Annotated in this window: 26 protein-coding genes and 1 pseudogene; 7 read left to right on the plus strand and 20 right to left on the minus strand. The window is 74.7% G+C overall.

What is annotated here, in order from left to right; genetic code table 11:
• Nucleotides 1–29 precede the first annotated feature (29 nt).
• A complete protein-coding gene (locus tag QJR14_05290; protein MDI3317014.1) occupies nt 30–674 on the plus strand; it encodes a CPBP family intramembrane metalloprotease in 645 nt (214 codons plus the stop codon).
• Here QJR14_05290 and QJR14_05295 read toward each other — a convergent pair.
• Complete coding sequence (locus QJR14_05295) at nt 661–1803, minus strand: zinc-binding dehydrogenase (GenBank protein MDI3317015.1); 1143 nt, start codon at nt 1801–1803, stop codon at nt 661–663. The two genes, QJR14_05290 and QJR14_05295, sit on opposite strands and share 14 nt — an antisense overlap.
• A 62-nt stretch (nt 1804–1865) precedes the next feature.
• Here QJR14_05295 and QJR14_05300 point away from each other — a divergent pair, with 62 nt between their 5' ends.
• Nucleotides 1866–2621 carry a UbiA family prenyltransferase gene (locus QJR14_05300; protein ID MDI3317016.1) on the plus strand — a complete coding sequence of 252 codons (756 nt, stop codon included), beginning with the start codon at nt 1866–1868 and terminating at the stop codon, nt 2619–2621.
• Nucleotides 2622–2758: 137 nt separating this feature from the next.
• Here QJR14_05300 and QJR14_05305 read toward each other — a convergent pair.
• The 15 genes and pseudogenes from QJR14_05305 to QJR14_05375 all read right to left on the minus strand — a co-directional run bounded on the left by QJR14_05305 (nt 2759) and on the right by QJR14_05375 (nt 15427).
• Nucleotides 2759–2881: pseudogene (locus tag QJR14_05305) on the minus strand (flavoprotein).
• Between the two features lie 20 nt (nt 2882–2901).
• Nucleotides 2902–3666 (minus strand): glucosamine-6-phosphate deaminase, encoded by a 765-nt coding sequence (gene nagB / locus QJR14_05310; GenBank protein ID MDI3317017.1) that lies wholly within the window; start codon nt 3664–3666, stop codon nt 2902–2904.
• On the minus strand, nt 3663–5525 hold the full coding sequence (gene ptsP / locus QJR14_05315; GenBank protein ID MDI3317018.1) for a phosphoenolpyruvate--protein phosphotransferase: 1863 nt from the start codon (nt 5523–5525) through the stop codon (nt 3663–3665). Before ptsP ends, nagB begins: the two co-directional genes overlap by 4 nt.
• Complete coding sequence (locus QJR14_05320; GenBank protein ID MDI3317019.1) at nt 5525–5788, minus strand: HPr family phosphocarrier protein; 264 nt, start codon at nt 5786–5788, stop codon at nt 5525–5527. Before QJR14_05320 ends, ptsP begins: the two co-directional genes overlap by 1 nt.
• A gap of 30 nt (nt 5789–5818) precedes the next feature.
• On the minus strand, nt 5819–7063 hold the full coding sequence (nagA, locus tag QJR14_05325) for an N-acetylglucosamine-6-phosphate deacetylase (GenBank protein MDI3317020.1): 1245 nt from the start codon (nt 7061–7063) through the stop codon (nt 5819–5821).
• Between the two features lie 7 nt (nt 7064–7070).
• The gene (locus tag QJR14_05330) at nt 7071–7979 is read right to left on the minus strand and encodes an HAD family hydrolase (GenBank protein MDI3317021.1); all 909 of its coding nucleotides are present in this window, start codon (nt 7977–7979) and stop codon (nt 7071–7073) included.
• Between the two features lie 3 nt (nt 7980–7982).
• Nucleotides 7983–8924 carry a Gfo/Idh/MocA family oxidoreductase gene (locus QJR14_05335; protein MDI3317022.1) on the minus strand — a complete coding sequence of 314 codons (942 nt, stop codon included), beginning with the start codon at nt 8922–8924 and terminating at the stop codon, nt 7983–7985.
• A gap of 22 nt (nt 8925–8946) precedes the next feature.
• Nucleotides 8947–9714, minus strand: coding sequence for an SIS domain-containing protein (locus QJR14_05340; protein ID MDI3317023.1), 768 nt, complete (start codon nt 9712–9714; stop codon nt 8947–8949).
• Entirely contained in the window at nt 9698–10516 is an 819-nt protein-coding gene (locus QJR14_05345) for an SIS domain-containing protein (GenBank protein MDI3317024.1), read from the minus strand. Before QJR14_05345 ends, QJR14_05340 begins: the two co-directional genes overlap by 17 nt.
• A complete protein-coding gene (locus tag QJR14_05350) occupies nt 10513–11874 on the minus strand; it encodes a hypothetical protein (protein MDI3317025.1) in 1362 nt (453 codons plus the stop codon). The genes QJR14_05345 and QJR14_05350 overlap by 4 nt, the downstream gene beginning before the upstream one ends.
• On the minus strand, nt 11871–12362 hold the full coding sequence (locus tag QJR14_05355) for a PTS sugar transporter subunit IIB (GenBank protein ID MDI3317026.1): 492 nt from the start codon (nt 12360–12362) through the stop codon (nt 11871–11873). The genes QJR14_05350 and QJR14_05355 overlap by 4 nt, the downstream gene beginning before the upstream one ends.
• 33 nt (nt 12363–12395) lie before the next feature.
• Complete coding sequence (locus QJR14_05360; GenBank protein MDI3317027.1) at nt 12396–12866, minus strand: PTS sugar transporter subunit IIA; 471 nt, start codon at nt 12864–12866, stop codon at nt 12396–12398.
• A 10-nt stretch (nt 12867–12876) separates the two neighbouring features.
• The gene (locus QJR14_05365) at nt 12877–13740 is read right to left on the minus strand and encodes a PTS system mannose/fructose/sorbose family transporter subunit IID (protein MDI3317028.1); all 864 of its coding nucleotides are present in this window, start codon (nt 13738–13740) and stop codon (nt 12877–12879) included.
• Nucleotides 13733–14479 (minus strand): PTS sugar transporter subunit IIC, encoded by a 747-nt coding sequence (locus QJR14_05370; protein ID MDI3317029.1) that lies wholly within the window; start codon nt 14477–14479, stop codon nt 13733–13735. The genes QJR14_05365 and QJR14_05370 overlap by 8 nt, the downstream gene beginning before the upstream one ends.
• 63 nt (nt 14480–14542) lie before the next feature.
• Nucleotides 14543–15427: a GntR family transcriptional regulator gene (locus tag QJR14_05375; protein MDI3317030.1), complete on the minus strand. Its 885-nt coding sequence runs from the start codon at nt 15425–15427 to the stop codon at nt 14543–14545.
• A gap of 211 nt (nt 15428–15638) precedes the next feature.
• Between QJR14_05375 and QJR14_05380 the strand changes: the two genes are divergently transcribed.
• The 5 genes from QJR14_05380 (at nt 15639) to QJR14_05400 (ending at nt 20980) form a co-directional block, all read left to right on the plus strand.
• Nucleotides 15639–17066, plus strand: a complete 1428-nt coding sequence (locus tag QJR14_05380; GenBank protein MDI3317031.1) for an SDR family NAD(P)-dependent oxidoreductase — start codon at nt 15639–15641, stop codon at nt 17064–17066.
• 4 nt (nt 17067–17070) lie between these two features.
• On the plus strand, nt 17071–17907 hold the full coding sequence (locus tag QJR14_05385) for an SAM-dependent chlorinase/fluorinase (protein ID MDI3317032.1): 837 nt from the start codon (nt 17071–17073) through the stop codon (nt 17905–17907).
• Nucleotides 17908–17910: 3 nt separating this feature from the next.
• The gene (locus tag QJR14_05390) at nt 17911–18567 is read left to right on the plus strand and encodes a DUF1614 domain-containing protein (protein MDI3317033.1); all 657 of its coding nucleotides are present in this window, start codon (nt 17911–17913) and stop codon (nt 18565–18567) included.
• A 191-nt stretch (nt 18568–18758) separates the two neighbouring features.
• Nucleotides 18759–19571 (plus strand): EAL domain-containing protein, encoded by an 813-nt coding sequence (locus tag QJR14_05395; GenBank protein MDI3317034.1) that lies wholly within the window; start codon nt 18759–18761, stop codon nt 19569–19571.
• A 563-nt stretch (nt 19572–20134) separates the two neighbouring features.
• The gene (locus tag QJR14_05400; GenBank protein MDI3317035.1) at nt 20135–20980 is read left to right on the plus strand and encodes an alkaline phosphatase family protein; all 846 of its coding nucleotides are present in this window, start codon (nt 20135–20137) and stop codon (nt 20978–20980) included.
• Between the two features lie 302 nt (nt 20981–21282).
• Here QJR14_05400 and QJR14_05405 read toward each other — a convergent pair whose 3' ends face one another.
• From QJR14_05405 to QJR14_05420, 4 genes are all read right to left on the minus strand, one after another.
• On the minus strand, nt 21283–22350 hold the full coding sequence (locus tag QJR14_05405; protein ID MDI3317036.1) for a hypothetical protein: 1068 nt from the start codon (nt 22348–22350) through the stop codon (nt 21283–21285).
• Complete coding sequence (locus QJR14_05410) at nt 22347–23696, minus strand: 3-hydroxy-3-methylglutaryl-CoA reductase (GenBank protein MDI3317037.1); 1350 nt, start codon at nt 23694–23696, stop codon at nt 22347–22349. Before QJR14_05410 ends, QJR14_05405 begins: the two co-directional genes overlap by 4 nt.
• Entirely contained in the window at nt 23693–24943 is a 1251-nt protein-coding gene (locus tag QJR14_05415) for an FAD-dependent oxidoreductase (GenBank protein ID MDI3317038.1), read from the minus strand. The genes QJR14_05410 and QJR14_05415 overlap by 4 nt, the downstream gene beginning before the upstream one ends.
• A 218-nt stretch (nt 24944–25161) precedes the next feature.
• Nucleotides 25162–25393, minus strand: a 232-nt coding sequence (locus QJR14_05420; GenBank protein ID MDI3317039.1) for a c-type cytochrome, incomplete at its 5' end; no start/stop codon positions are given.

The following is a 25393-nucleotide window of genomic DNA, read 5'->3' on the forward strand; positions in this document are numbered from 1 at the left end:
TCCTACCCTATGGAAGGGGGAGGGTGCGGGTGCAGGAAGGCTGGCGGGAGGCGCTGGAACGGACGCCCACCTGGCTTCTGGTGGCCCAGGAGGCGTTCTTCCTGGTGCTGGGCTGGGGCGGCAGCTGGCTCCGGGATCCCGGCTCCCCGGTGGGAAGCTGGCGAAACGGCGCCAGCTGGGCGGCGGCCGGAGCGGGGGCCGGCGCCGGGCTCCTCCTCGGTCTCCTCGACCTGGAGCTGAGCCGGCGATTTCCCCGCTACAACGACACGGTGACGCCGCTCCTCTTCCGCCGCTTCCGCGCCGCGGGCGCGCTCGCCTTCACCGGCTTCGTCGCGCTGGCCGAGGAGACGCTCTTCCGCGGCTGGCTCCAGCCGGCGCTGGGGGCCGCGGCCGCCACGCTCCTCTTCACCCTGGTCCACGTCCAGTACCTTCGCAGGCCGCCCGCGCTGCTGGCGCTCCTGGTCTACGGCGGCGCCCTCGCCTGGCTCCGCGCCTGGAGCGGCGGCCTCCTGGCGCCATGGCTGGCCCACTGGGGGCTGGACGCCGTCCAGGCGCTGGCGGTGGTCTACGACCGCTACCCGGGCCTGCCGCCCCGGGAGGGCGGGCGCGGCGGTGCCGGCGGCGGGCCGGGCGACGCCGGGCCGGGCGGGGTCGCGCCGCCTACGCCTCGATGATCAGCTTGCCGAAGACCTCGCGGCTGAGCAGCGCCTCCTGCGCCTCGGCGATGCGCGCCAGGGGGTAGCGCCGCTGGATCACCGGGCGGAGCGTCCCCCGGGCGATCAGGTCGAGCACCGCCTCGGCCTCGTGGCGCAAGGAGGCCTCGGCGCAGTAGAAGGTCAGGTGGTTGCGGTAGGCGTGGCGGACGTTGAGCTTCACCTCGGCGCCGGCGGTGACGCCCGCCGTCACCAGCCGCCCGCCCGTGGCCAGGCTGCGGACCGCACGCTCCCAGTACTCGCCGCCCAGGTTGTCGACCACCAGGTCGACGCCGTGCCCCCCGGTCAGGCGGCGCGCCTCCTCGTCCAGGGGAAGGTCGTGATAGAGGATGCCGCCGTCCGCGCCCAGCTCCCGCGCCCGCTCCAGCTTCCAGGGCGCGCCCGCCGCCGCCAGCACCCGGGCGCCGTGGAGGCGGGCGATCTGCAGGGCCGCGACCCCGATCCCGCTGCCCGCCGCCAGGACCAGGACCGTGTCCGACGGCCGCACCCCGCCCAGGGTGACCAGCAGGTGCCAGGCGACGCTGTAGGAGACCATGGCGGCGCTCGCCTCGGCGAAGTCGACCCCCTCCGGCAGGCGGAGCAGGAGAGAGGCCGGGACGCGGGCGTACTCGGCGTCGGCCCCGTCGGTGTGGACGCCCCAGATGGCGAAGCGCTCGCAGGCCGTGGTCTGGCCGCGGCGGCAAGCCGGGCACTGACCGCAGGTGAGCCAGGGGAGGACCGCCACCCGTTCGCCCGCCTCCCAGCCGGTCACCCCGGGCGCCCAGGCCACCACCTCGCCGGCGGCGTCGACGCCGCCCACGTGGGGAAAGGTGACACCCCAGACCGGCCCGAACTGGCGCGCCTCCAGGTCGAGGCCGCGGTTGACGCCGACGGTCCGCACCCGGATCAGGACGTGACCGGGAGCCGCCTCAGGAAGCGGCCGCTCCTCCAGCTTCAGGACCTCCGGCCCTCCGGGTCCGGGCGCCACCGCCGCCCACATCCGGCCTGGCAGGGGGGACGGCGAGATCCAGCCGCGGTTGGCCTCCCCCGTCGCGGTGGCCAGGGGGGCCGCCGCCCCAGGCTCCCGCCAGGAGCCCCATCGCTCGCTCATGCTGGATACGGCACCTCCAGGGAGCATTTAGACCGACCAGTCGGTCTCGGAAAGATTGTACCATGGGGGGGAACCTGCCCGGAGGGCGAGGCTGCCGCCCCGACGGGGGAGGTGCAGCGGGCCGCCGGGGCGGCGACCGGCGGAACGGCGCACGAGGAGGCTCTGGCGGTTCATGGCGGAGAGACGAGCGTACCGCGACCTGCGCGAGTTCCTGGAGGCGCTGGAGGAGCGGGGCGAACTGCGCCGGGTCCGCGCGCGGGTCAGCCCGGTGCTGGGTCGTCTACTCGTACACCAAGCGGTTCACCTGGCTCGACCACCTGGTGCTGGGCATCGCCGACGGGTGGGCTCCCCTCGGGGGATGGGTGGCCGTCACCGGCTCCGTGGGGCCGGCGGCCTTCCTGCTCTGGGCGCTGGTGGCGCTCTGGGTGGGCGCCTTCGACATCCTCTACGCCGCCCAGGACCTGGAGTTCGACCGAAGGTACGGGCTGCACTCCATCCCCGCCCGCTTCGGCCTGCCGCGCGCCTTCCGCATCGCGCGCCTCGGCCATGCGGCGGTGGTGCTGCTGGCGCTGGCCGTCGGCCACGCGGCGGGACTGCTGGGCCCCGGCCTGCGGGTGGACGACTGGCGCGGGGGCCTCTACCTGGCGGGCGTGGCGGTCATGGCCGGTCTGCTCGTCTACGAGCACGCCATCGTCTCGCCGGACGACCTCTCCCGCCTGGACGCCGCCTTCTTCGCCGTCAACGGCTGGATCTCCGTCGTCTTCTTCGCCTTCACAGCGGCGGCGACGCTGGCGGCTCCGGGGGCGAGCCCGCCCTGAGCTCCGGCCCCATCCCCGGCCAGGGGCGGTAGAGCCCGTGGGCGACGCCGAAGCGGTCGAGGACCCGGCCCACGAAGTGGTCGACCAGCTCCTCGGCGGAGCACCTCCTCCACCGGGCGGCCCAGCTCGTGCTCGATGGTCTTCCTCCCCCAAGCGGTCACCGCCAGATGACGCTCCACGCCCAGCTCGCGCAGAACCTCCAGCAGGCGGACCGCAAAGACGGCGCCGCTGGCGCCGGTGATCCCCACGACCAGCCGCATCGCACCACCTCCCGGGCTCCTCAGCCGCGGCCTCTCTCCGCCCCGGGCCGGACCCGCGTCAGCCGCGAGGCGGCGCTCTCGTCCAGAAGGACCAGCGCGTCGGGGTGGAGCTGGAGGATCGAGGCGGGCACGTGGCGTGAGACCGGCCCCTCGATGGCGCGCTGGACGATCTCGGCCTTGTGCGGCCCGGCCGCCAGCAGGAGCAGGCGGCGGGCGTGCATGATGGTCCGTATGCCCATGCTGATGGCCCGCTGGGGCACCGCGTCGACCACGCCGCCGAAGTAGCGCGCGTTGTCCTGGCGCGTCTCCGGCTTCAGGCGGACGACCCGCGTCCCCCGCTCCCAGGGCGCCCCCGGCTCGTTGAAGCCGATGTGGCCGTCGCGGCCGATGCCCAGGAGCTGGAGATCGATGCCGCCGTGGGCCTCCACCGCCGCCTCGTAGCGCCGGCACTCGGCCTCCAGGTCCTCGGCCCAGCCGTCGGGGAGGTGGGTCGCCCCCGGCCGCAGGTTGACGTGCCGGAAGAGGTGCTCCTCCATGTAGGCGTGGTAGGAGCGGGGATCCCGCGGGTCGAGACCCACGTACTCGTCCAGGTTGAAGGTGGTCACCCGCGAGAAGTCGACCCTTCCTTCCCGGTAGAGGCGGACCAGCTCGCGGTAGGTGCCCACGGGCGTCCCGCCGGTGGCCAGGCCGAGGACCAGGTCGGGCTTGCCCCGGATGGCGTCGGCGATGATCTCCGCCGCGCGGCGGCTCATGGCCTCCTCGTCCTCCAGGATCTCGAGCCTCATGGCCGGCCGGTCGGGGCGCCCCCGGCGCCCGGCTCCCGGGATTCCAGCGCTCGGCGGAAGGCCTCGACCCGCTCCTCGACCTCGGCGGCCGTGGAGCAGGCGAGCGCCTCTCCGGCCAGCTCCCGCGCCCGTGCCAGCGGGGTCCGCCGGACCTCCCGCTTCACCCGTCCCAGGGAGGCGGCGGCCATGCTCAGCTCGCGCACGCCCAGGCCCAGGAGGAGCGCCGTCGCCCGGGGGTCGCCGCCCATCTCGCCGCAGATGCCGCAGAGGATGCCCGCTTCCTCCGCCGCCTCGCCCACCAGGCCGATCAGCCGGAGCACCGCCGGGTGAAAGGGCTGGTAGAGGCCGACCACCCGCTCGTTGGTCCGGTCGGCGGCCAGGGTGTACTGGACCAGGTCGTTCGAGCCGATGCTGAAGAAGTCCACCTCCCGGGCCAGCTGCCGGGCGATCAGCGCGGCGGCCGGTATCTCCACCATGATCCCCAGCGGCACCCGGAGCTCCCGCGGGAAGCGCCCCTCCTCCACCAGCCCGGCGCGGACCTCGTCCAGCAGCCGGCGCGCCCCGCGCACCTCCTCCACCGTGGCCACCATGGGGAGCATGATCCGCGCCGGCGACACCCCGTCCGGGGCCGGCGCCTCCTCGGCGGCCGCCCGGAGGATGGCGCGCACCTGGGTGCGGAGGAGGTCGGGGTGCTCGAGGCCGATGCGGATGGCGCGGTAGCCCAGGAAGGGGTTGGCTTCCCGGGGCAGGTCAAGGGCGGGGACCGGTTTGTCCCCGCCGATGTCGAAGGTGCGGAAGATGACCGGACGGCCGCCCATGCCCCGCAGGACGCGGCGGTAGACCTCCACCTGCTCCTCCTCGCCGGGGAGCGTCTCGCGCCCGGTGACCAGGAACTCCGTCCGGAAGAGGCCGACACCCTCGGCGCCCGCCTGGAGCGCCGGCTCCACGTCGCCGGGGCCGCCGATGTTGGCCACCAGCTCGACCCGGAGGCCGTCGGGCGTCACCGCGGGCTGGCCGGTCAACGCCGCCAGCTCGCGCCGCTCCGCCCGTTCCCGCCGCTCGGCGCGACGAAGCTGCTCGAGCTCCTCGCCCGCGGGCTCCACCCAGAGGTCGCCCGCCTCCCCGTCGACCGCCACCTGGACGCCCGGCGGCACCTGGTCGAGGAAGGCCCCCAGACCGAGCACCGCCGGCACGCCCATGGAGCGGGCGAGGATGGCCACGTGCGAGGTCGGCCCGCCGCTGCCGAGCGCCAGGCCGGCCAGCGCCTCCCGGTCCAGGGCGAGGAGCGCCCCCGCGCCCAGCTCGCGGGCACAGAGGATGGAGCCGCGCGGCAGGTCGGCCAGCGGGATGGGCGGCTCGCCGGCCAGGGCGCGCAGGAGCGCCTCCCCCACCTCGCGGACGTCGTCCGCCCGCTGCCGCAGGTAGGCGTCCTCCAGCCCCGCGAAGAGCGCGGCGTACCGCTCGATGGCCGCCCGCGTCGCCGCCTCCGCCCGGCTCCCCGCCGCCACCGCCTCGCGCACCGCCTGCTCCAGCCCCGAGTCGTCCACCATCATCTGCTGCGCCTCGAGGATGGCGACGCCCTCCTCGGCGGCGCTCCCGGCGGCGCCGCCTGCGGAGAGCTGGCGCGCCCGCTCCACCAGCCGCGCGTAGGCCTCCTCCACCCGCCGGCGCGCATCCAACCAGCGGGCCACCTCCTGCTCCGGCGACGGGGCGGCGCCCTCGCCGCCTCCCGCCGTCCCGGCCGGACCGGCCGCCTCTTCCGCGTCGGCCCCGCCCCCGGCGACCGGAGCGAAGACGAAGGCGGGCCCCAGCGCCACGCCCGGCGCCCCGGCGACCCCGTGCAGCCGCCGTCCGGCCATCAGGCGCCGCTCCCCCTCAGGAAGGCTTCCAGCGCCCGCAGGGCCTCCTCCGCGTCCTCCCCCTCCACGCGCAGCCCCACCTCCGCGCCATGGTTGGCGCCCAGCGCCATCACCGCCATGATGCTCTTGCCGTCCGCCTGCCGCCCGTTCAGCTCCAGCCGCACGGTCGACCGGAAGCGGTTGGCCAGCTTGACGAACTCCGCCGCAGGACGCGCGTGCAGCCCCTCGGCCTGGCCGATCACCACCCGGGTCTCCTCCGTCATCCTCCACCCCTCCTGTAGGACCTCCCGACGCTAGCGGCCCGAACCGAAGCCCTCCCTCTCGAAGGCGAGCCGGCCCCTCGTCCACGTGGCGAGCACCTCGCCCTCCCGGTCCAGCGCCACCAGGTCCGCGTCCATGCCGGCGGCGATCCGCCCCTTGCGGCCGTCGACGCCGGCGATGCGGGCGGGCGTCCAGCTGGCCATGCGGATCGCCTCCTCCCAGGAGGCGCCGGCGCGGGTGACCATGGTCCGGACCGCGCGGTCCATGGTCAGCGTGCTCCCCGCCAGCGTCCCGTCCGGTAGCCGCACCGCCCCGTCGCGGACCACCACGCGGCGCCCGGTGAACTCGTACTCGCCGTCGCCCAGTCCCGCCGCCGCCACGGCGTCGGTGACCAGCGCCACCTCGTCGGCCCCCCGTGCCGCCAGGACCAGCCGCAGGACGGCGGGATGGAGGTGGATCCCGTCGGCGATCACCTCCACCGTCGCCCGCCGGTCGGTCAGGAAGGCGCCGGGTACCCCCGGCGCCCGGTGGCCCACCGGCGTCATGGCGTCGAAGAGGTGGGTGCAGTGGCGCGCACCGCCGTCGATCGCCCGCTCCGCCTGCTCGTAGCTGGCCATGGTGTGGCCGACGCAGGCGATGATGCCGTGCGCCACCACCGCCGCCAGGAAGCGGCCGCCCGCATCCTCCTCCGGCGCGAAGTCGATCAGGCGGAGCCAACCCCGTCCCGCCTCCACCAGCCGCGCCAGCTCCCCGGTGTCGGGAGGGCGGATCGCCGGCTCGTACTGGGCGCCCTTCTTCGCCTTGCTGATGAAGGGGCCCTCCAGCCGGGCGCCCAGCACCTGGGCCGACGGCGGCTCGGGTCCCTCCTCGGCCAGCGCCGCGATCCGCCGCACCTGCTGCTCGGTCGGCCCGGGCAGCGTGCTGGCCACCGTGGGGAAGAAGGCGGTGACGCCGGTCCGCGGCAGCTCCCGCGCCATGGCGGCGATCTCCCCGGCGCTGCCGGTGGTCACGTCGTGGCCGCGGAAGGCGTGGGTGTGGAGGTCGATCAGGCCCGGCGCCAGCCATGCCTCCCCCAGGTCGATCACCCGGCCGGCCTCGCCCAGGCGGGCGGCGGCCTCCTCGGCGCCCGTCCCCCGCCAGAGATCGAGGATGCGCTGGCCGCGGAGCACCACCGTCACCGGGCCGGCCACCTCCTCCGGGGCATAGACCCGCCCGGCCACCAGCGCGGTCAGGCGCTCCCCGGGCCCTCCTGGCCGCCGGCTCGCTCCTGCTTCCATCCTCGCTTCATCTCCCGCTGCGATGCTCGTCCCGGGCGAGGAGGTGGGCGACCGCCCAGGCCGCGCCGTCCTCCCGCGCCGCCGGCGCCACCACGTCCGCGTGGCGGCGGACCTCGCGGGGGGCGCCGCCCATCACCACCGCGTACCCGGCCGCCTTGAAGGCGGGGACGTCGTTGAAGTTGTCCCCCACCATCACCGTCCGCCGGGGATCGATGCCGTGGAGCCGCGCCACCGCCAGGAGCGCCTCCCCCTTGTCGGAGCCGGGAGGAAGGAAATCCAGCGACGCCTCGGTCACCGCCTCCACCTGGAACTCCGGGAAGAGCGCGCGGTATCGCTCCCGCTCCGCCTCCAGCGCCTCCGGCCGGACCAGCACCGTCAGGTGGGTCGGGGGCGCGTCCAGCCGCTCCACCACCTCCAGCGTCCGCCGGACCGCCCGGAAGCCGACGCGCCGGAAGCGGAGCGCCCGCACCAGCCAGCCCAGCGCCCGTGCCTTCCCCAGGATGGGATCACGGGCGATCCGGTCGCGCCAGGTGCGCCAGCCGACGTACGCCTCCTCCACGCCATAGACCCAGAAGAGCGCCCGCTCCTCCTCCAGGAGGCGCACCGCCCGCAGCGCCGCCTCCCGTTCGAGCCGGCGGACGCGCAGGAGCTCGCCCCCGGGTGCCTGCGCCACCACCGCCCCGTTGGCGCAGGCGACCGGCCCGGAGAACCAGGGGATCTGGCGCAGGATCGGCCGCAGCTCGGGCCAGGAGCGCCCCGTCAGGATGGTCAGGCGCCACCCCGCGGCCTGGGCCTGCTCCATCGCCTGGCGCACGCGGGGCGAGATCACGCCGCCGTACGGGATGAGCGTCCCGTCCACGTCGAAGGCCAGGAGTCCCGACCCCTCCTGCGCCTCGGGCTGCAGCCGCGCCTCCAACCTTCACCACCCGACCCTCTGCCGGATCTCGTCGGCCAGCCGCTCCGTCCGCAACGCCGACCGCCCGTCGTCTGCCTGCCTCCAGGCGGCCACCCGCCCCAGGAAGTGGGCGATCGCCCCCTCGAATCCCCGCCGCCGCGCGACGCTCTCCCAGGCGCCGCTCTCGCGGCGCAGCCAACCGGGCTGGCCGGGGAGGGCGAGTTCCAGACGCTCCAGGCCCTCCACCCGCGCGCTCCGCCCGCCGGCGCCCCACAACTCCAGCCGCTCGCTGTCGGCTCCGGCGCCGCGGACCATGGCCACCACCGCGCTCGCCGGACCCTCCCCCTCCAGGCCCACCACCAGGCGGAGGAGATGGCCCTCGTCGTCGCACCGCGCCTGCACCCAGCCCAGGCGATCGGCGCCCAGCTGGACCGCCAAGTCGAGGGGATGGACGAAGTCGTCCCACAGGTCGTGGAGAGCGCTGAACGGCCCCGGGACCGCGCGGTGCTTCTCCGCCAGCACCCAGACCGGTCCGGGCACCGCCGCGCGCGCCGCCTCTACCAGGGGCGCCCAGCGGCGATTATACCCCACCACCAGCGGCGCCCCGGAGCGGCGCGCCGCCTCCACGATCCGTTCCGCCTCCTCCAGCCGGTAGGCCAGCGGCTTGTCCAGGTAGACCGCCAGCCCCGCCTCCAGGAGCGGCACCGCCACCGCCGCGTGCGCCTCGGTGGCCACGTGGACGAAGGCGGCCACGATCCCTTCCTCGCGCCAGCGGCGCGCCAGCGCGGCGTCGATCGGCTCCGCGCTCCAGCGCCGGAAGCCCCACCGCCGGGCCGCCGCCTCCGCCCGCTCCGGCCGCCGGGCCCAGAGGAGCTCCCGCTCCACCCGGCCGCCGGAGGCCAGAAGCGGCAGGTAGACCCGCTCCGCGATGGAGCCTGGGCCGGCGAGCAGGACCCTGGGAGGCACGGGCGCCCGCCTCCTCCCGCCCTCAGACTCGCCCCGCGTAGTGCCGGCGGAGCTCTTCGTTCCGCTCCCTCCCGCCGGGCACGTTGACGGAGATGAGCACAGGCGGCCGCTGGCCGCGTTCGAGGAGCAGCCCCACGATCTCCGCCGTCAGCATCTGGGCGATCAGCGCACCGGTCAGCGAGGAGACCGAGCAGGCGCGCCCGCCGCCCGGCAGGTCCAGAAGCGCGTCCCCGAAGGGCCCGCAGTTGTCCACCACCACGTCCGCCAGCTCGACCAGCTTCTTCCCGCTCTCGTGGCGCGACTCCACCTGCCGCGTGTGCTCCAGCGAGGTGACCGCCACCAGCGGGTAACCGCCCTCCTTCGCCCGCAGCGCCACCTCGACGACGGCCGGGTTGACGCCCGAGTTGGAGGCGATGATGAAGGCGTCGTGGGGCTCCAGCCGGTGGAGCGCCAGGAGCGCCCGCCCCGCCTCCGGGTCGCGCTCCAGCTCCGGGTCGAAGACGCGCTCGGGAGGCCAGCCCGCCAGCACCAGCTGCTCGAGGCTCATCATGTCGAAGGGGACGAGCCCGCCTGCCCGGTTGGCCAGTTCCATGGCGAAGGCGCGGGAGTGGCCCGTGCCGAAGGCATGGATCACGCCGTCCTGCTCGATGCGGCCGGCGAAGAGCTCCGCCGCCCTGCGGACCGCCTCGCCCTGCGTCGCCACCACGCGCTCCAGCACCTCCGAGGCCCGGCGCCAGAAGAGCTCCTTCCCGAAACGCTCCCCTCCCCGGCCGTCAAGCCTTCCCGTCATCCGCTCCAACCCCCTTCGCGACGCTTCGCCGCAGCCGCTCGTACGCGTCAGGAAGCCTGCCCGTCCAGCGCAGGAGCAACGCGCGGTTGGCTTCCTCGGCGCCCGGGACGTTGCCCGAGCGGAGGACCGGCGGCTCCGCCCCTTCCTCCAGCAACCGCTCCGCGGTGGCCAGGACCAGCGCCTGGAGGAGCCAGGCGCCGACCACCGTCGAGGTGGCGGCCACGCGCAGGCCCGGACGCAGCTCCATCACCGCGTCCCCCGGCTCGCCCAGGTTGTCCAGGACCACGTCGGCCACCTCGAAGAGCCGCCGCCCCGAGGGCGCCAGCGAGGCGACCGAGCGCGAGTGGGCGAGCGAGGTCAGGGCGATGACCGGCATCCCGCGGCTCCGCGCCCATTCCGCCGCCTCCACCGGCACGGCGTTCCGGCCGGAGTTGGAGATGACCAGGAGCACGTCCCGCTCCGGGTCGACGGCCGCATGCTCCAGGAGGATGGCGGCCACGCCGGGCAGCTTCTCCCAGTCGCCGGAGGCGACCGCGTCCTCATGGAGCATGAGCGGCGCCGACTCGATCACCTGCACCGGGAGCAGGCCGCCTGCCCGGGAGTAGATCTCCTCGGCCAGCAGGTGGGAGTGGCCGGTGCCCAGCAGGTGGAGGAGACCGCCCCGCGCGAGGCTTTCCGCCACCAGCCGGGCGGCCTGCCCGATCGCCTCGCCCTGCTCCTCGGCGGCCGCCCGGATCATGCCGCTCACCCGCTCGGCGAAGAGCGCCACCCGTTCCGACCCCTTCTCCGTCGCCCCGGTCATGCCCCCGCGCCTCCCTCTCCGTGCTCGCCGCCCGCCGCGACCTCGAGAGCCGCCAGAAGCTCCCGGAAGGCGGAGACCATCTCCTCCGCGGCGCCGGGCCCGAAGGGGCTGGTCAGCACCTCGTAGTCGGCCTGGCCGTAGGCCGACGCCTCCGGAATGTAGCCCAGGTAGCCGTTGGCGTAGCCCAGCAGCAGGGTGGGCCGGCCGCCGGACCGCCGGATGGCGTCCCCGGGACGGTGATAGAGCTCGCCTGGGACGGCCGCCAGGCGGAGCTCCCCCCAGGCCGCCGCGGCCAGCTCGGCTTCCAGGTCGAGGGAGCCGAGCCGGTCGGAGAGCCTCCGGACCGCCTCCACCCCCTGGAGCGCGGTGACCACGGTCCGCGCCTCGGCCTGGCGCCCGGCTCGCCGCGCCGCCTCCAGGCGCGCCCGCAACTCGCTCTCGGTCCGCTCCAGGAGGACGGGGTCAGGCGGCTCCTTGGGCGCGAAGCGACGGAGCCGGCTTGCCGCGACCGGACCTCCCGGCGCGAGAGGGCGCCTGCGGGGGAGGAGCTCGAGGGCGCGATCGGCCAGGAGGCCGCCCAGCCGCTCCACCTCCGCGAAATCCTGCCCCCTGCGGGTGTGCCGGGTGCTGACGTCGCCCGCCGCCCCGGTGGCCAGCGCCACCCACGTTCGATCGTCCAGCCTCTCCCCCAGCCGGCGCCGGAAGGCGCCGGGGAGGTCGGACGAGATCTCCAGGTTCGACTCGCCCAGCACCGTCGGGTGGCAGGGGAAGCTGCCGAAGACCGCCAGCGGCTTCCCGGAGGTGTCGCCGTCCGCCGGGTCGAGGATCAGCAGGTCGAGGTCGAGCTCGGCCCCTTCCTGGGGATGGTCGCGGGGCGTCCCCACCCCGGCGGCCGGCGCCGAGACCCAGGCCGGGCGGACGGGCCGCAGGGAGCCGGATGCCGCTTCGGCCGCCTCCAGCACGGCGGCCAGGACGGCCTCCTCCACCTCCGGATCGGAGGGGCCGTCGGAGAGGCGCCCCAGCCCGACGTCCGGCCCGGAGTGGGTGTGCGTCGCCGCAAGCCAGAGCCGGGCACCGGGTCGCCTCGCCTGGAGGCGCCGCCGCGCCTCCGCCACCAGGCCGGCGTCCACCGCCAGCAGGTCGGCCACGGCCAGGATCAGGGGCTGCCCGGAACCGGCCGCTCCGTCCTCCGGGTCGCCCAGCGCCAGCGCCCGCACCTCGAGGGGGTCGTGGACCGCGCGGGCGGGCTCCCGGCGGGCCGCGTAGCCACCCATGGCGACGGGCGGCCGGAGCCGGACGGACGCCGTCGCCCAGCCGGCCCGGGCGGCGCGGGCCGGTCGCTCCCGCCCCGCGCTCATAGGCCGTTCCGTTTCAGGAGCTCCAGGAAGTCGGTGGGGCGGTCGCTGGGCATCATCCGGCAGGTGAGCGTGTAGCCCTGCGCCGCGATCTTCCGGTAGATCTCGGCTTCCTCGGGAGTCACCGCGATGGAGTGGGTCACCATCTTGAACCTGGTGCCCGGCGCGGGCGCCTGGTTCCCCACGTTGACCTCGCCCGGCTTCAGCCCGCCCTCCAGGAGCCTGAGCGCATCCGAAGGAAGCTTGGCGATGACGAAAACCTTCTCTTTCTGACCCTGGGGGCTCTGGGCGAACGCCAGCGTCTCCTCCACGGAGAGGATGGACGTGGGCACCCCCCGCGCCGCCTGGGGCAGGAGCAGCTTCTGGACGGGATCCTTGGCCACGTCGTCGTTGGTGACCACGATCCGGTCCGCGCCCACCGCGCCCACCCAGCTGGTCGTCACCTGGCCGTGGATCAGCCGGTTGTCGATCCGCATGTGCACGACCGCCACATCATTCCCCCCTCCGGGCATCCCGCCCGCCCTTCAGCCCGCGCCCCCCGAGAGGCGGGCGCCCAGGTCGGTGACCCCCTGGCGGCCCGCCTCCAGCGCTGCGGCCGCCAGCTCCAGCGGGCCCGCCGACTCGCGGCGCATGAGCACCTCGAGCAGCATGGGCAGGTTGACGCCGCAGATGACCGGCGTGCCGGCCAGGGCCGCGTAGCCGCTGGCGTTGGACGGGCTGCCGCCCAGCATGTCGGCCAGGATCAGGCCGCCGTCCGCGCCTTCCGAGACGCGGGCGAGCGCGCCCTCGATCTCCGCCCGCAACGCTTCGACGTCGGCCGCCGCATCCATGCCGACAGCCGCCAGACGCTCCTGGGGGCCGACGATCATCTCGGCCGCCCCCTTCAGCCCCTCGGCCAGCGGGCCGTGCGAGACCAGGACCACGCCCACCACGTCGGTCAGACCCCCCCGCCAGGCGAGGGTGCGCCCGCCGCCGGAGGCGGGACGCACCCTCATCCGATGGATCTCAGAGCACGCCGAGCGCGCTCAGGCCGAAGCCGACCACGAAGAGGACGACCATCACCCAGACCGGCGAAAGCCGCAGCCCGCGCAGGAGCCAGTAGGCGAAGGCGACCAGCAGGACCGGGATCAGGTAGGGCACGATCTGGTCGAGGACCGACTGGATCTTGACCACCTGCTCGGTCACCTTGCCCTGGACGGTCACCCTGCGGGCGAACTCGAGCGGCGTCTGCACCTTGGCCATGATGCTGGGCACGAAGCCGCCGATGACGATGACGCCCATCAGCGTGGCCAGGTCGGTGATGCGCGTCACCAGCCCGCCCTCCGCCACCTGCGCGGCCAGGCCCACGCCCTCGCGGTAGCCGAGCCGGAAGAGCGGGATCATGAGCGCCGTCCAGAGCAGCCCGGAGAGGAACATGAGCAGAGGTCCTCCCAGGCTCCCCGACAGCGCCATGGAGGCGGCGAAGACGGCGATGATGGGCCGGTAGAGCACGGCCTGGAGCGTGTCGCCGATGCCGGCCAGCGGGCCCATCAGGGCCACCTTCAGGCTGTCCACCATCTGGCCCTGCTTCTGTGCCTCCAGCGCCACCGTCGCCCCGAAGATGGGTGGCGAGCCGACCTGCGGGTTGGTGTTGTAGAAGGCCAGGTGCCGCTTCATGGCGGCGATCCGCTCTTCCTTGGTCTTGTAGACCTTGTCGATCACGGGCAGCATCGAGTAGCAGTAGCCCAGCGCCTGCATCCGCTCGTAGTTCCAGGACCACTGCAGCGTGAGGATGTGCCGCCACATGGCGCTGCGGACGGTCGCCTGATCCAGCTCCATCGGCCCCTCGCCGCCGCCGTCGACGGGACGGTTCTCCACCGGCTCAGACATTGGACTGCCCCCCCGCCTGCACCATGTTGACGATGAAGCCGACAGCCACGGCCAGAAGCGCGATGCCGATGACCGGCATCTTGAGGTAGGCGAAGAGGATGAATCCCAGGAGCAGGAACGGCCAGTACCTCTTCAGCGGCAGCTGCGAGAGCAGGAGCGCGAAGCCCAGGGCGGGCAGGATCCGGCCGGTGGTGGTCATGCCGTCGGTGAACCATGCGGGCATGGAGTGGACCAGCGACTGGATCGGGCCCGCGCCCAGCCAGACCGCCAGGAAGATGGGGATCGCCCGGGTGAGACCCCATGGGATCTGTCCCAGGAAGTGCATCCAGGCGAGGCCGCGCTCGTTGCCTTCCTCGGCGTACCGGTCGGCCGCATGGATGAAGAAGGTGGTGACGGCACGACCGAGCACGTCCATCTGCGTCATCAGCAGGGCGGTGGGGACGGCCACGGCCAGGCCGGCCGACATGCCGCCGCCGAGCGCGCCGATCGCCGTGCCGATGATGGCGCCGGTCTGGAAGTCCGGGATGGTCGCCCCGCCGTAGGTCCAGAGGCCCAGCGACATCAGCGTCAGGGTGGCTCCGATGGTGAGCCCCAGGGGCAGATCCCCGACGATCAGGCCGGTGACCGCACCGGCGATGAGCGCCTCCTGCCACCAGAGCCCGGGGCCCAGCTGGAGCACGATGCCGACGTAGCCCCAGAGGGCCAGCGCCGCCGCCACCCAGATCGGATAACCTTCCATCGATTCGTCCCTCCTCGCGGGACCACGGCCCGCCGCCTCATCCGGGCGGACGGGCTGCATCCTTTACACCTCTCCGTTCCTCCCCGCGGCCTCGCCGGGGCCGTCACCCCCTTCCTGCCTTCCGACCGCCGCGCCGGGTGCCGCGCTCCACGGGCGGCGCAACTCGACCTGGAAGCGGTATCGATCTCCCCGGTAGTATGACCGGACGAACTCCAGCGGCACTCCGTCCTGGTCCAGCGTCAGGCGCGTCATGCGGAGAAGCGGCGCGCCGGGCTCGACCCCCAGGAGACTCGCCTGCTCCGGTCCCGCCCGGCACGCTTCCAGCGTCTGCGTGGCCCGGGTGGGCCGGCGCCCCCAGCGCCCGGCGAGGAGCTGGTAGAGCGAGCCCTCCAGCACCTCTTCCGGCAGCTCCTCCAGGCCGGGCAGCCGGAGGATGGGCAGGTGGTTGATCTCCAGCGCCATGGGCCTCCCGTCCGCCAGGCGGAGCCGCTTCAGGTAGAGGACCGGCTCTCCCCGGCGGAGGCCGAGGAGGCGCTGCGCCTCGGCGTCGGGCAGGCGCCGGCCGACCGCGAGCAGCCGGCTCGACGGCCGCAGCCCCAACGCCCGCATGTCCTCGGTGAACGAGGTGAGCCCCTGCAGCTGCTGGCGCACCTTGGCCTGCGCGACGAAGCTGCCGCGGCCCACCTGCCGCTCGGCCAGGCCCAGGTCGACCAGCTCCTGCAACGCGCGCCGGCAGGTCATCCGGCTGACGCCGTATCGCTCCGCCAGCTCCCGTTCCGAGGGAAGCCTCGCCCCCACCGCGAGCCGGCCGGTCTGGATCGCCTCCAGGAGGTGGCCGAGGATCTGCTCGTGATAGGGGCGCCCGGGGTCGAGCCGGACGCCCCGCCGTCCGCCCCGCGTCGCAGAGCTTCCACCCCCGACAGCCTCCGGCTCCCGGCGCTCCTCCATGCGGCTCACCGGCCTCAGCCCGCCTTTGCGCGGTACGTACTGGCTTATTGTGGTATATACCACATTCGACCCCACATTTCGCCGCACGCCGACGGTTTCCCTGCTGCTGCGACGGCGAGGACCGGCTGGCGCGCTTCCTGGCGCGGGAGCGGGGAAAGAGGCGGGAGGAGCCGCGGAGAGGCCGTGGAAGAGGCGGGCCGAGGTGGATGCGATGGCCAGGCTTTCAACGGCGCCCGTCTCGCCCGACGGCGTCGCGGTCGCGGGGGAGGGGCTCGAGCCGGGGATCCGCCGCTTCCTGGGCGCACTGGAGCGGCTCCGCTCGGAGCAGCAGGCGCTTCTCCCCGCGGGGGTCGCCGGAGAGCCGGCCGGACGGGTGACGGTGGCCGGGGCGCTCCCGCCCGCGGCCTCGCTCCTGGAGGCGCAGCCCGGCCAGCTGCGCCAGCTGATCAGGGCGCTGGCCGCCACGGAGCGGAGCGTCCGCAGCGCCCCGGCCCCCGTCCGGCGCCACCTCCTGGTGGGGTTCGCCGCCTCGGGCGGCGCGCTGGCCGAGCTGGGCAACGCCGCCCTGGCCGGGCTGGTGCAGGCGTTGGCGCACGAGCTGGGTCCGCGCGGCGCCACCGCCCATCTCCTCCTGCCCGGCGCCGCCGGGGGCGAGGAGGCGCTGGCCCGGCTGGCGGCCTTCCTCCTCTCCCGGCGCGCCGACTGGCTGACGGGGACGGTCCAGGCGGCGCCGGGGGCGGCGTTGCCACCGCTCTTCCCCGGGCCGATCGCCACCTGGCCGGAGGCGCTGGCGGCCGGGCCGCGGTGGGCCGGCGGCACCGCACCCCCCGAGCCGTGCTCCCGCCGCCGCGGGCACGTGATCGTCTCCGGCGCCGGCACCGGGCTGGGCAGGGCGTGCGCCCTCCTCTGGGCCGCGGAGCACGCCTCGCTCTCGCTTTTCGACCGGAACCCGGGGGGGGAGCTGGTGGCGGCGGTGAGCAGCCTGGGAGGCCAGCCGCTGCCGGTGAGGGTCGACGTGCGCAGCGCCGCGGGCGTCGAGCAGGCACTCCGGCGGGCCCGCGACCACTTCGGGCCGGCGTCCGCCCTCTTCGTCGGTCTCGGGGAGGAGATCGCGGCCCCGGGGGCGGAGCTCTCCCCGGGAGCGGCCCCCGGCCCTGCGCGAAGGGAGGACGGGTCGGGGGGCGAAGACCTGGACGACTTGCTGGAACGCGGGCTTCTCGGCGCCTGGCAGCTCTGCCGGCTGGCGCCGCCCTACTTCGGGCCGGAAGGGGGCGCCGTGGTGGTGGACGCCGGCCCCGCCCCAGTCCGCAGCCTCGGGGAAGGGTCGCTGCACGCCATGCTCTCCCGCGCCCGCCTGGCGCTGGCCTGGCGGCTGGCGCGGGAGCTGGCGCCCGCCGGCGTCCGCGTCAACGCGGTGCTCCGGGCGACCGGGGGCGCAGGGCACCTGGATGCGTCCGGCCGAGGCGGCGGGCGGCCTCCTCGCCGGGCGGAGGGCGGGATGCCCCGGCAGCGGGCGGTCCTGCCCCGGCCCGCGGCGCCCCTGGAGGACGTGGCGGCGGTGGTCCGCTGGCTGGCCGACCCCGCCTGCCCGCTCTCGGGTGCGGCGCTCCCGGTGGACGCGGGGGAGTGGTTGAGCTGAGGTGGTGAGGGACGGGGTGCGGCCTGTCCTCTTCCTGAGCGACTTCGGCGCGTCGGAATACCCCGGGATCTGCCGGGCGGTGATCGCCTCCATCGCGCCGGAGGTGCCGGTGATCGACCTGAGTCATCACGTGCCGCCCTTCGACGTGGCGGCGGGCGCCCTGGTGGCGATGGACGCCGCTCCCTATGCACCGCCGGGCAGCGTCTGGCTGGCGGTGGTCGACCCCGGCGTCGGCGGCGGGCGGCGGGCCGTGGTGGTGCTGGCGGCGCGCGGCGACCTGCTGGTGGGACCCGACAACGGCCTGCTCATGGCCGCGGCCGCCGCCCTGGGTGGGGTGAAGGGCGCCTGGAGCCTGGAGAATCCCGCCTACCGGCTGCCCGGGCTCTCCTCCACCTTCCACGGCCGTGACCTCTTCGCGCCGGCGGCCGCCCACCTGGCGAAGGGTCTCCCGCCGGAGGCCATGGGACCCCCGGTGGAGCCCGAGAGCCTGCTCCCCGCCCCGCTCCCGGAGCCGCGGCTGGAGAAGGCGCCCGAGCCGCGCCTGATCGCCACGGTGATCCTCTTCGACCCCTTCGGGTCGGCGCGGTTGCGCGCACCGGCCCGGCTCCTCGGCGACCTCGGACTGGCCCCCGGGCGGCCGGCGCGGCTGGCGGCGGGCGGCCGGAGCTGGCGGCTGCCCGTGGCCCGCACCTTCGGCGACGTGCCCGAGGGTGCAGCGCTCTTACTCGAGGACTCGTCCGGCGATATCCTGGTGGCAGTCCACCGTGGCAGCGCCCGGCGCGAGTTGGGGCTCCAGCGCGGCCAGGAGGTGGAAATCGCCCCGCTGCGGGGAGGCGTCTGACGCGTGCCGCTCCTCCTGCTCCTGCTCCTCTTGCTGGCGCTGCCCTGGCTCTTCTTCTCGTTCTTCGCGCAGCTCTCGGCCGCCTCGTTCAGCGCCCTGGGGCTCTCGCCGGCCGAGTCCTTCTGGCTCTTCGCCGGCTCGCTGGTGGGAAGCGTGATCAACATCCCCGTCTGGCGAAGGACCGTCTACTACGAGCGGCCGGCCGCGGGCCTGCGGTCGTTTCTCTTCTACTACCCGCCGGAGGTGCGGGAGCAGGTGGTCTACCTCAACGTGGGCGGGGCGCTGCTGCCGGGTCTCTTCGCCCTCTACCTGCTCATCCGCGGCCCCCTCCTGCCCATGCTGGTCACGATCGGCGTGGTCACGCTGGTGGCCGAGCGGATCGCCCGGCCCCGGGCCGGCGTCGGCATCGTCCTGCCGCCCTTCATCCCGCCGCTGGCCGCCGCGGCGGTCGCCTTCCTCCTGGCCCGGGGCGCCGAGGTCTCGCCGGTGGCCTACGTGGGCGGCGTCCTGGGCACGCTGATCGGCGCCGACCTCCTCCACCTGCGCGAGGTGCTGCGGCAGGACGCGCTGTCGCTGAGCGTGGGCGGCGCCGGCGTCTTCGACGGGATCTTCCTGGTGGGCATGGTCTCCGCGCTTCTGGGAGCGCTGGCGCGGGGGTAGGGGTCGGATCGGTCCGGAGACGGAGGGCGGCGCGCGCCACCGGTCGCCGCCCGCACCGCCTTCCCTCCCGCCTCATCCTTTGCGACCCGCCCCATCGGAGGAGCTGCCGGCCCAACATCGCCCGTGCGGAGGGTAGCCGGGGGCGCTGCTCCCTTCCTAGCCTGGGGGGTCGGCGGGAAGCGAGGCGGCGCATGGGCATCGTCAGGAAGCGGGGATCGGGCGCGCGCTGGCTGCGCCGGCTGGGATTCCACACGGTCTTCCAGCCCGTCGTCGATCTGGAGAGCGGGGAGGTCCACGGCTACGAGGCGCTCCTCCGCGGCCCGCGGCGGAGCGCGTGGGAATCGCCCTCGCGGCTCTTCGCTGCCGCGCACGCCGTGGGCGTCGTACATCGGCTCGATGCCGGGGCGCTGGACCTGGCGCTGGCCAGCTGGCGGGAGCTGGCGCCGGCCGTGCGTTCCGGCGCCCGGCTCTTCCTCAACGTGCGGGCGGCCACGCTTCTGGCCGTGCCGGACCTGCGCGAACGGATCGACCGCGGCCGGCGGGCAGGGGATCGCCTGGTGCTGGAGCTGAGCGAGGCGGAGAGCTCGCCGGAGGCCGTCGCCTTGCTGGGCCGTCTCTGTGCCAGCCTGCAGGGGGTCGAGGCGGCGGTCGACGACTTCGGCGCCGGCTACTCCAACCTGGCCCAGGTGATGGAGCTCCGCCCCGCCTACGTCAAGATGGACCGGAAGCTCACCCGGCTGGTGGCGGATGACGCCACCTCGGGGCCGGCCGTGAAGGGCCTCATCGACTGGGCCAGCCGGCTGCCCAGCCGGATCGTCGCCGAGGGGATCGAGCGACCGGAACAGCTCGAGCGCGTCCGCCACCTCGGGGTTCCTCTGGGGCAGGGCTGGCTCCTGGGCTGCCCATCCGAGCGCCCTGCCCCGCCACGTCGCCGGATCCGGCGGGCGGCGGCCCGCCGGAAGGCCGGCGGCAGGGCGACCCGACCCGGGGGAAGCCGGGGCTAGCCGGTCACCGGTCCGTCTCCGGGAGCGGCACCCGAGACCAGCGCAGGCGGCTGCCCGAGAAGCGCCCGGCGGCCCGACCGGCTTGACGCCGATCACGGCTGGGAACGGCAGGGTCGCTGACACCGCTCCTTCCCCTGAGCGCCGGCGCAGGCTGGTTCTCCCAAAACCACCACCACGTGGGGAGAAGCGCGGGACGCCTTCCCGGCCGAGCGGCGGAGGCCCGCGCTTCCGCCTGACTTGCTGCCGGCGGAGATCCCGGCGAAGCCGCCGGTGGCGTGGTTCCGGGGCGGCCGCGGCGGGCGGGCACCGGCATCCGGCGGGGGCTCCGGCGGGGCCGGACGCGCCTCGCGCTTCTCTTCCCGCTCCTGCTGGCGGCCGGGGTGGGGCTCGCCGCCTGCGCCCACCTTCCGGGCTCGACCGGAGGAAGCCCGGCTCGCCCCCGGGGAGAACTCGCCCCCTCCGGCAGCCCGGCGGCTTCGCCGGGATCTCCGCCGGCGGCAAGTCCGGGCGGAAGCGCGGGCCTCCCGCCGCTCGGCCGGGAAGGCGTCCCGCGCTTCTCCCACGTGGTCTTGGTGGTGCTGGAGAACCGGCCTGCGCCGGCGCTCCTGGCTCCGGGTGCGGCGCCTCGACTCCAGCAGCTGATGCGGCAGGGCGCCACCGCCCTCCAAACCTACGGGGTCGCCCACCCCAGCCTCCCCAACTACCTGGCCCTGCTGGGCGGCGACACCTTCGGCATCCACAGCGACTGCTGGTTCTGCACCGTGGACGCTCCCAACCTGGTCGACCGCCTGGAGGCGGCGGGCCTCTCGTGGAAGGCGTACATGGAGGGCCTTCCCCGTCCCGGCTGGCTCGGCCCCTGGAACCCCCTCACCCGCTACGCGGGCAAACACAACCCGTTCCGCTACTTCCAGGACATCCGCCGCTCGCCTGCCCGCAGGAGCCGGATCGTCGGCTTTGACGCGCTCGCGCGGGACCTGCGCGCGGGACGGCTGCCCGCCTTCGCCTTCGTGGTCCCCGACCTCTGCCACGACGGCCACGACTGCCCGCTGGCCGCGTCGGACGCCTGGCTCGGCGCCTTCGTCCGGCAGCTGACCGCCTCGCGCGCCTGGGACAGCCGGAGCGTCCTCTTCGTCACCTGGGACGAGGGGGCGGGCGACGACGCCAGCGCCGCCCCCGGGCTCGCTCCGGGCGGCGGGCGGACGCTTCTGGTGGCGCTCTCCCCTCTGGCCAGGCCGGGCTACAGGTCGGGGCTGCCCTTCTCGCACCTCTCCCTGCTCCGCACGTTGGAGGATGCATGGGGGCTTCCCCCGCTGGGTCGAAGCGGCCTGCCCGGCGTCCGCCCCCTGACGCCGCTCTTCCGGCCCCGATCCGACCGGCCCACCTCGGCAGACGGTTCCCCCGGAGGCTAGCACCTGAGCGGCGAAACCTCCGCCCGGACCCCCAGGCGCACGCGGAAGGGGACAGGCCCGGCGCCCGCCCCTTCCAAGACGCTTCCCGCTCCGTCCCCCTCTTCCACGCTCCCCTCCGGCCATCGGCCCTTGCCGCCGCTGAACTTGCCCCCCGACGCGCGAGCGCTGCGCGAAGAAAGAGACGCGCACCGGCAAGATCGTCAGGACGAGGCCGCCATCCGCAGGTTCCGCTCCGTCCGGAAGGAGCCGCCGAAGAGGAAGCCGCCCCGCGCGCCCCGGGAGGCGCCGACGGCCACCGCCCGCTACGAGCCGGCGGACAGCGCGCTGCGGACGATCCGGCTCTTGCAGAGGAGCGCCACGGCGCAGGCCCCGCAGTGGCGGAGCTTCTCCGTCACCCGGCCGGTCGCCTGGCCCAGGGGCTCGGCCAGCCGGTCGAGCGGGATGGTGAAGAGACGGCGGCGCGGCTGGTCGTCCGGCCGCTCGAAGGCGCCCTCAAGGCCCGCGGCGGCGTCCTGTCCCCGGTCGTCGTCGCCCGGGAGGGCCGTCCCCGTACCCGCCAGCGCCTCCGGACCCGGCTCCGCCGCCAGCGGCCCGCCGTCGTCGCCGTCGTCGCCGTCCTGGCCGGTGGCCGGCTTCAGCCCGATCCGGCGGGCGTGGTACTCGATGTCGGCGATCCAGCGGTCGACGATCTCGCGCCCGTCCAGCCCGAGCACGCGGGCGTCCTCCTCCAGCTTCCTCTCGATGGCGCGGATGATCTCGATCAGGTCTTCTTCCATGCGGACCAGGCCGCGGCGGCGGTCCTCGCCCAGGCGCGGCAGCGCCCGCTTCAGGTAGTGGTGGGCGAAGGCCTTGTGGCGCGACTCGTCGACCAGCACGGCGGAGGAGATGCGGCCGAAGACCGCGTCCGGCCGGGCCTCCGCGAAGAGCTTGTAGAAGAGGCTCGAGTAGAGGTCGGAGATGAGGATGCCCCAGGCCCAGTCGAAGCGGTCGCCCTGCCGGAGCCGGTGGTGGTAGCGGAGCATCTCGGGGATCTCGCGCAGCCGGGCGGGGTGCTCCCCGGCGCGCTGGTAGAAGCGGGTGAGAATCTCGAAGTGCCTGCCTTCGTCGGAGAGAAAGCTGCTCAGGTAGAGCTGGACGCTGGTCTCGTGCGCGTTGAACATCTGCGGCAGCGCCGCCGCCGCGCCCAGCATGGCCGACTGCTCGCCCAGGTAGACCGGCGTCAGGACGCGGGCGAGCGCCTGCATCTCCCGGGGGTCGAAGCCGCTCGGCGCCTCCCAGTCGAAGTCGAGGGAGGTGAGCTGCGTCTTCCTCGCCTTGTGGTAGAGGGTAAGGAAGACGTCTTCCTCCAGCTTGGGGAACAGCTCGATCATCGCGCTCCCACCTCCTTCGGGCGGTCCGACCGCCCGTCTTCCACCTCGCGGCGCCCGCGCAGGCCGCCGCGCTCGGTGTGCGCCTGGGCGAAGCCCTCGCTGTCGGCCATGGACATGGCGGCCGCGGCCGAGACCTCCAGCGCCAGCGCCGTGGCCGCCACGATCTGCGCCAGCCGGTAGACGGAACCCGGGCCGGTGCAGCCCATCATCTCCAGGAAGGCGCGCTGGTGCGGAAGCCCGGTCCCGCCCCCGACGGTGCCCACCTCCAGGCCGGGGAAGCGGATGGAGACGTGGAGCCCGCCCTCCACCCGCTCGGCCGTGGCGTGGGCCATGGAGCTGGTGCCGACCATGCCCAGGTCCTGCCCGGTGGCCGCGAAGAGCGCCGCCACCGCCGAGGCGGGGGTGAAGGCCATGGACTGCATGCCGCTGGCGATGGTGCCGTGCATCCCGGCCAGTCCGAGGCGCATCATCCGCCGCGAGCTGGTGCGGAGCAGCCGCCGGAGCACGCCCTCCGCCAGCGTCGCCTCGGCCAGCACCGTCTTGCCGCGGCCTTCCTGGAAGTAGAGGAAGCTGGGCTTCTTGTCCCCGCCCATGTTGGTCTCCAGGGCGAACTCCTCCGGCGGGGCCCCCGCCTCCGCCGGGTAGCGGGGCATCAGGTAGTGCTTGGCCAGGAGGTAGGCGTTCCGCGTGATCATGTTCGGCCCGCAGGCGTCCCCCGTGGTGAAACGGAGGAGGACGTGGCAGTAGGGGCCGACCACGTGGGTCCGCACCTCGCGCAGGAGCGCGTGCCGGCTGACCAGCGGCTTCTGGCCCAGGCGCAGGTGGGAGGCCTCGCTCCGGCCCGCGGCCGTCTCCTGGAGCCAGTCGGCCATGCGGGGCGCCTCGGCCTCCACCCAGCGGGCGAAGGCGATGGCGTCGGCGGAGGTGCGGAAGAAGAAACAGGTGTCCCGGGTGATCCGGTCCTCCAGGACGAAGGTCCGTATGCCGCCGGCCGCGGCCACGGCGATGGCCCCGCGCTGGACGCTGGCTGCCAGGCCGCCCTCGGTCTGGGCCAGCGGGACCCAGACGCGCTGCCGGCTGCGGGCGTGCTCCCGGAGCCGTCCCCCCTCGTCGAGGCCGTACTCGCCCAGCTCCACCTCCAGCGGCCCGACCACGCTGACCGGGATGGCCACCTGCGCGGTCAGGCACTCCACCGCCTCATCCCAGCCCGCGCGCTCTTCCGGCAGGCGGAAGACCGCCTCGCGCGCGCCGACGTCGCGCCAGCCCTCCAGCCCGCGCAGAACCGCCTGGCGCCGGAGGACGGAGGCGGGGTCGTTCCGCCGCGGCCAGCGGAGCGCTTCGTTCATGCGCCGATCCTTCCGCTCAGCCGGCTGGGGTCCGGGTAGGAGCCCCCTTCCTCGATCAGGGCGCGCGCCTGGGGGATGGCGTCCCAGACGTTCCAGTCGAGGACGCCCACCACCCGGTCCTGGTCGAGGTAGTAGACCACGCCCTCCTCCATGGGCGACTTCCAGTCGGCAAAGGTCCGGAGCCGCGAGTCGAGGACCCCCACCGCCTCGTAGCCGAGGTCGAACATGTCGGAGTAGAAGAAGGGCAGGTAGTCGTACGGCTCCAGCCCCTCCCCGTCGTCGCGCGCCGCCCCCGGCGCCTTGCCGGTGGCCGCCAGCGCCATGTTCCGCCCGGCCAGGCGTCCCTGGGCGTTGGAGTTGTCCTCGTGCTCCACGCGGAGCGTCCTCCCCGGACCCAGCGCGGGCGCCGGGAAGCGGGCGCAGTCCCCGCCGGCGAAGATGTCCGGCTGGCTTGTCCTCAGGAAGCGGTCGACCACGATCCCGTCCTCCACCGCCAGGCCGGCCTCCCGCGCCAGCTCCTGGTTGGGCGCGATGCCCAGCCCGGCGACCACCGCGCCCGCCCGCAGCCGCTCGCCCTTCTGGCTCCGCACCTCCAGGAGCTCGCCCTGGCGGGCGATCTCCACCGGCACGTCGCCGGTGAGCAGGCGGACCCCCTTCTCCTCGTAGGCGCGGTTGACCGCCTGGCCCAGCTCCGCCGGGAAGAGGCGCTCCAGGATGGTCGCCTCGGGGAAGATCATGCTCACCTGCTTCCCCTGCATCCGCAGCGCGGCCGCCACCTCGGCGCCGATGAAGCCGCCGCCGACGATCACGAACTCCCCCTCCACGGCCGCCTTCCAGCGGAGCTGCAGGTAGTCTTCCATGGTCCGGAAGTAGATCAGGTCGCCCGCCTGCGCCAGCTCCCCGGCGAAGGGCAGCCGCTTCACCCGTCCGCCCACGGCCAGGAAGCATTTCTCGTATCCCCACCTGTTCCCGTCCGTGTCGAACGCCGTCCGCTCCCCGGGATCGAGCGCGACGATCCGCGTCCCCAGGTGCTCCTCGACGCCCTCGGGCGCCCTCACCTTCCGCCAGTTCTGTTCCAGCCGCTCCCCCTTCCAGAGCCCCTTGGAGAGCGGCGGCCGGTTGTAGGGCGGGAAGCGTTCTTCGGAAAAGAGGCCGATGGAGCCCTCCCCGTCGACCTCGCGGATGCCATCGATGGCAGCGTCGGCGGCCATGCCCCCGCCGACGATCAGGTACCGGAAGCTCTTCATGGCTGACCTCCCCGCGGGCCGGAAAGCCGCCCCGCTGCCTCCAGTCTACCGATGATGGCCGGCGCGTCCAGTTCGCCGTTCGCGAAGTGTGGGAATCCAGGCACGGCAGGTGGAGGGGACGTCCCCCCCAAGTCCGTCCGGGTCCGGCGTCATGGTGGCGGATCCGACGCCATGATGCCGGAGCGGACCCGCTCCCCGGGCACCCGCGGCAGGCCCGGCTAGCGAAGCGTCCCCAGGTAGGCGATCAGCGCGCGCACCTCGTCGGGGGTCAGCTGCCAGCGCGGCATGATCGGGTCGAGCGGCTTCCCCTCCGCGTCCAGCCCCTGGGTGACCGCCCGGGCGATCCGCTCGTCGGTGTAGCGCATCCCCCGCTGCCCGTCCGGCTCCAGCATCCCGCGCGGATCGGTCAGGTTGCCATCGGTGATGTCGGGAGCCGTGACCATCATGGTC

This window comes from Bacillota bacterium (genome assembly GCA_029961055.1).
Taxonomy (GTDB): Bacteria; Bacillota; Sulfobacillia; order JAIMAT01; family JAIMAT01; genus JAIMAT01.

Bases quoted from the DNA above. Each gene is read 5' to 3' on its own strand.
- QJR14_05295 (MDI3317015.1), bottom strand. From the start codon at position 1,803: ATGAGCGAGCGATGGGGCTCCTGGCGGGAGCCTGGGGCGGCGGCCCCC.
- QJR14_05405 (MDI3317036.1), bottom strand. From the start codon at position 22,350: ATGATCGAGCTGTTCCCCAAGCTGGAGGAAGACGTCTTCCTTACCCTC.
- QJR14_05415 (MDI3317038.1), bottom strand. From the start codon at position 24,943: ATGAAGAGCTTCCGGTACCTGATCGTCGGCGGGGGCATGGCCGCCGAC.
- QJR14_05320 (MDI3317019.1), bottom strand. From the start codon at position 5,788: ATGACGGAGGAGACCCGGGTGGTGATCGGCCAGGCCGAGGGGCTGCAC.
- QJR14_05395 (MDI3317034.1), top strand. From the start codon at position 18,759: ATGGGCATCGTCAGGAAGCGGGGATCGGGCGCGCGCTGGCTGCGCCGG.
- QJR14_05345 (MDI3317024.1), bottom strand. From the start codon at position 10,516: ATGACCGGGGCGACGGAGAAGGGGTCGGAACGGGTGGCGCTCTTCGCC.
- QJR14_05410 (MDI3317037.1), bottom strand. From the start codon at position 23,696: ATGAACGAAGCGCTCCGCTGGCCGCGGCGGAACGACCCCGCCTCCGTC.
- ptsP (MDI3317018.1), bottom strand. From the start codon at position 5,525: ATGGCCGGACGGCGGCTGCACGGGGTCGCCGGGGCGCCGGGCGTGGCG.
- QJR14_05365 (MDI3317028.1), bottom strand. From the start codon at position 13,740: ATGTCTGAGCCGGTGGAGAACCGTCCCGTCGACGGCGGCGGCGAGGGG.
- QJR14_05340 (MDI3317023.1), bottom strand. From the start codon at position 9,714: ATGACGGGAAGGCTTGACGGCCGGGGAGGGGAGCGTTTCGGGAAGGAG.
- QJR14_05370 (MDI3317029.1), bottom strand. From the start codon at position 14,479: ATGGAAGGTTATCCGATCTGGGTGGCGGCGGCGCTGGCCCTCTGGGGC.
- QJR14_05360 (MDI3317027.1), bottom strand. From the start codon at position 12,866: ATGAGGGTGCGTCCCGCCTCCGGCGGCGGGCGCACCCTCGCCTGGCGG.
- nagA (MDI3317020.1), bottom strand. From the start codon at position 7,063: ATGGAAGCAGGAGCGAGCCGGCGGCCAGGAGGGCCCGGGGAGCGCCTG.
- QJR14_05300 (MDI3317016.1), top strand. From the start codon at position 1,866: ATGGGGGGGAACCTGCCCGGAGGGCGAGGCTGCCGCCCCGACGGGGGA.
- QJR14_05375 (MDI3317030.1), bottom strand. From the start codon at position 15,427: ATGGAGGAGCGCCGGGAGCCGGAGGCTGTCGGGGGTGGAAGCTCTGCG.
- QJR14_05380 (MDI3317031.1), top strand. From the start codon at position 15,639: ATGGCCAGGCTTTCAACGGCGCCCGTCTCGCCCGACGGCGTCGCGGTC.
- QJR14_05350 (MDI3317025.1), bottom strand. From the start codon at position 11,874: ATGAGCGCGGGGCGGGAGCGACCGGCCCGCGCCGCCCGGGCCGGCTGG.
- nagB (MDI3317017.1), bottom strand. From the start codon at position 3,666: ATGAGGCTCGAGATCCTGGAGGACGAGGAGGCCATGAGCCGCCGCGCG.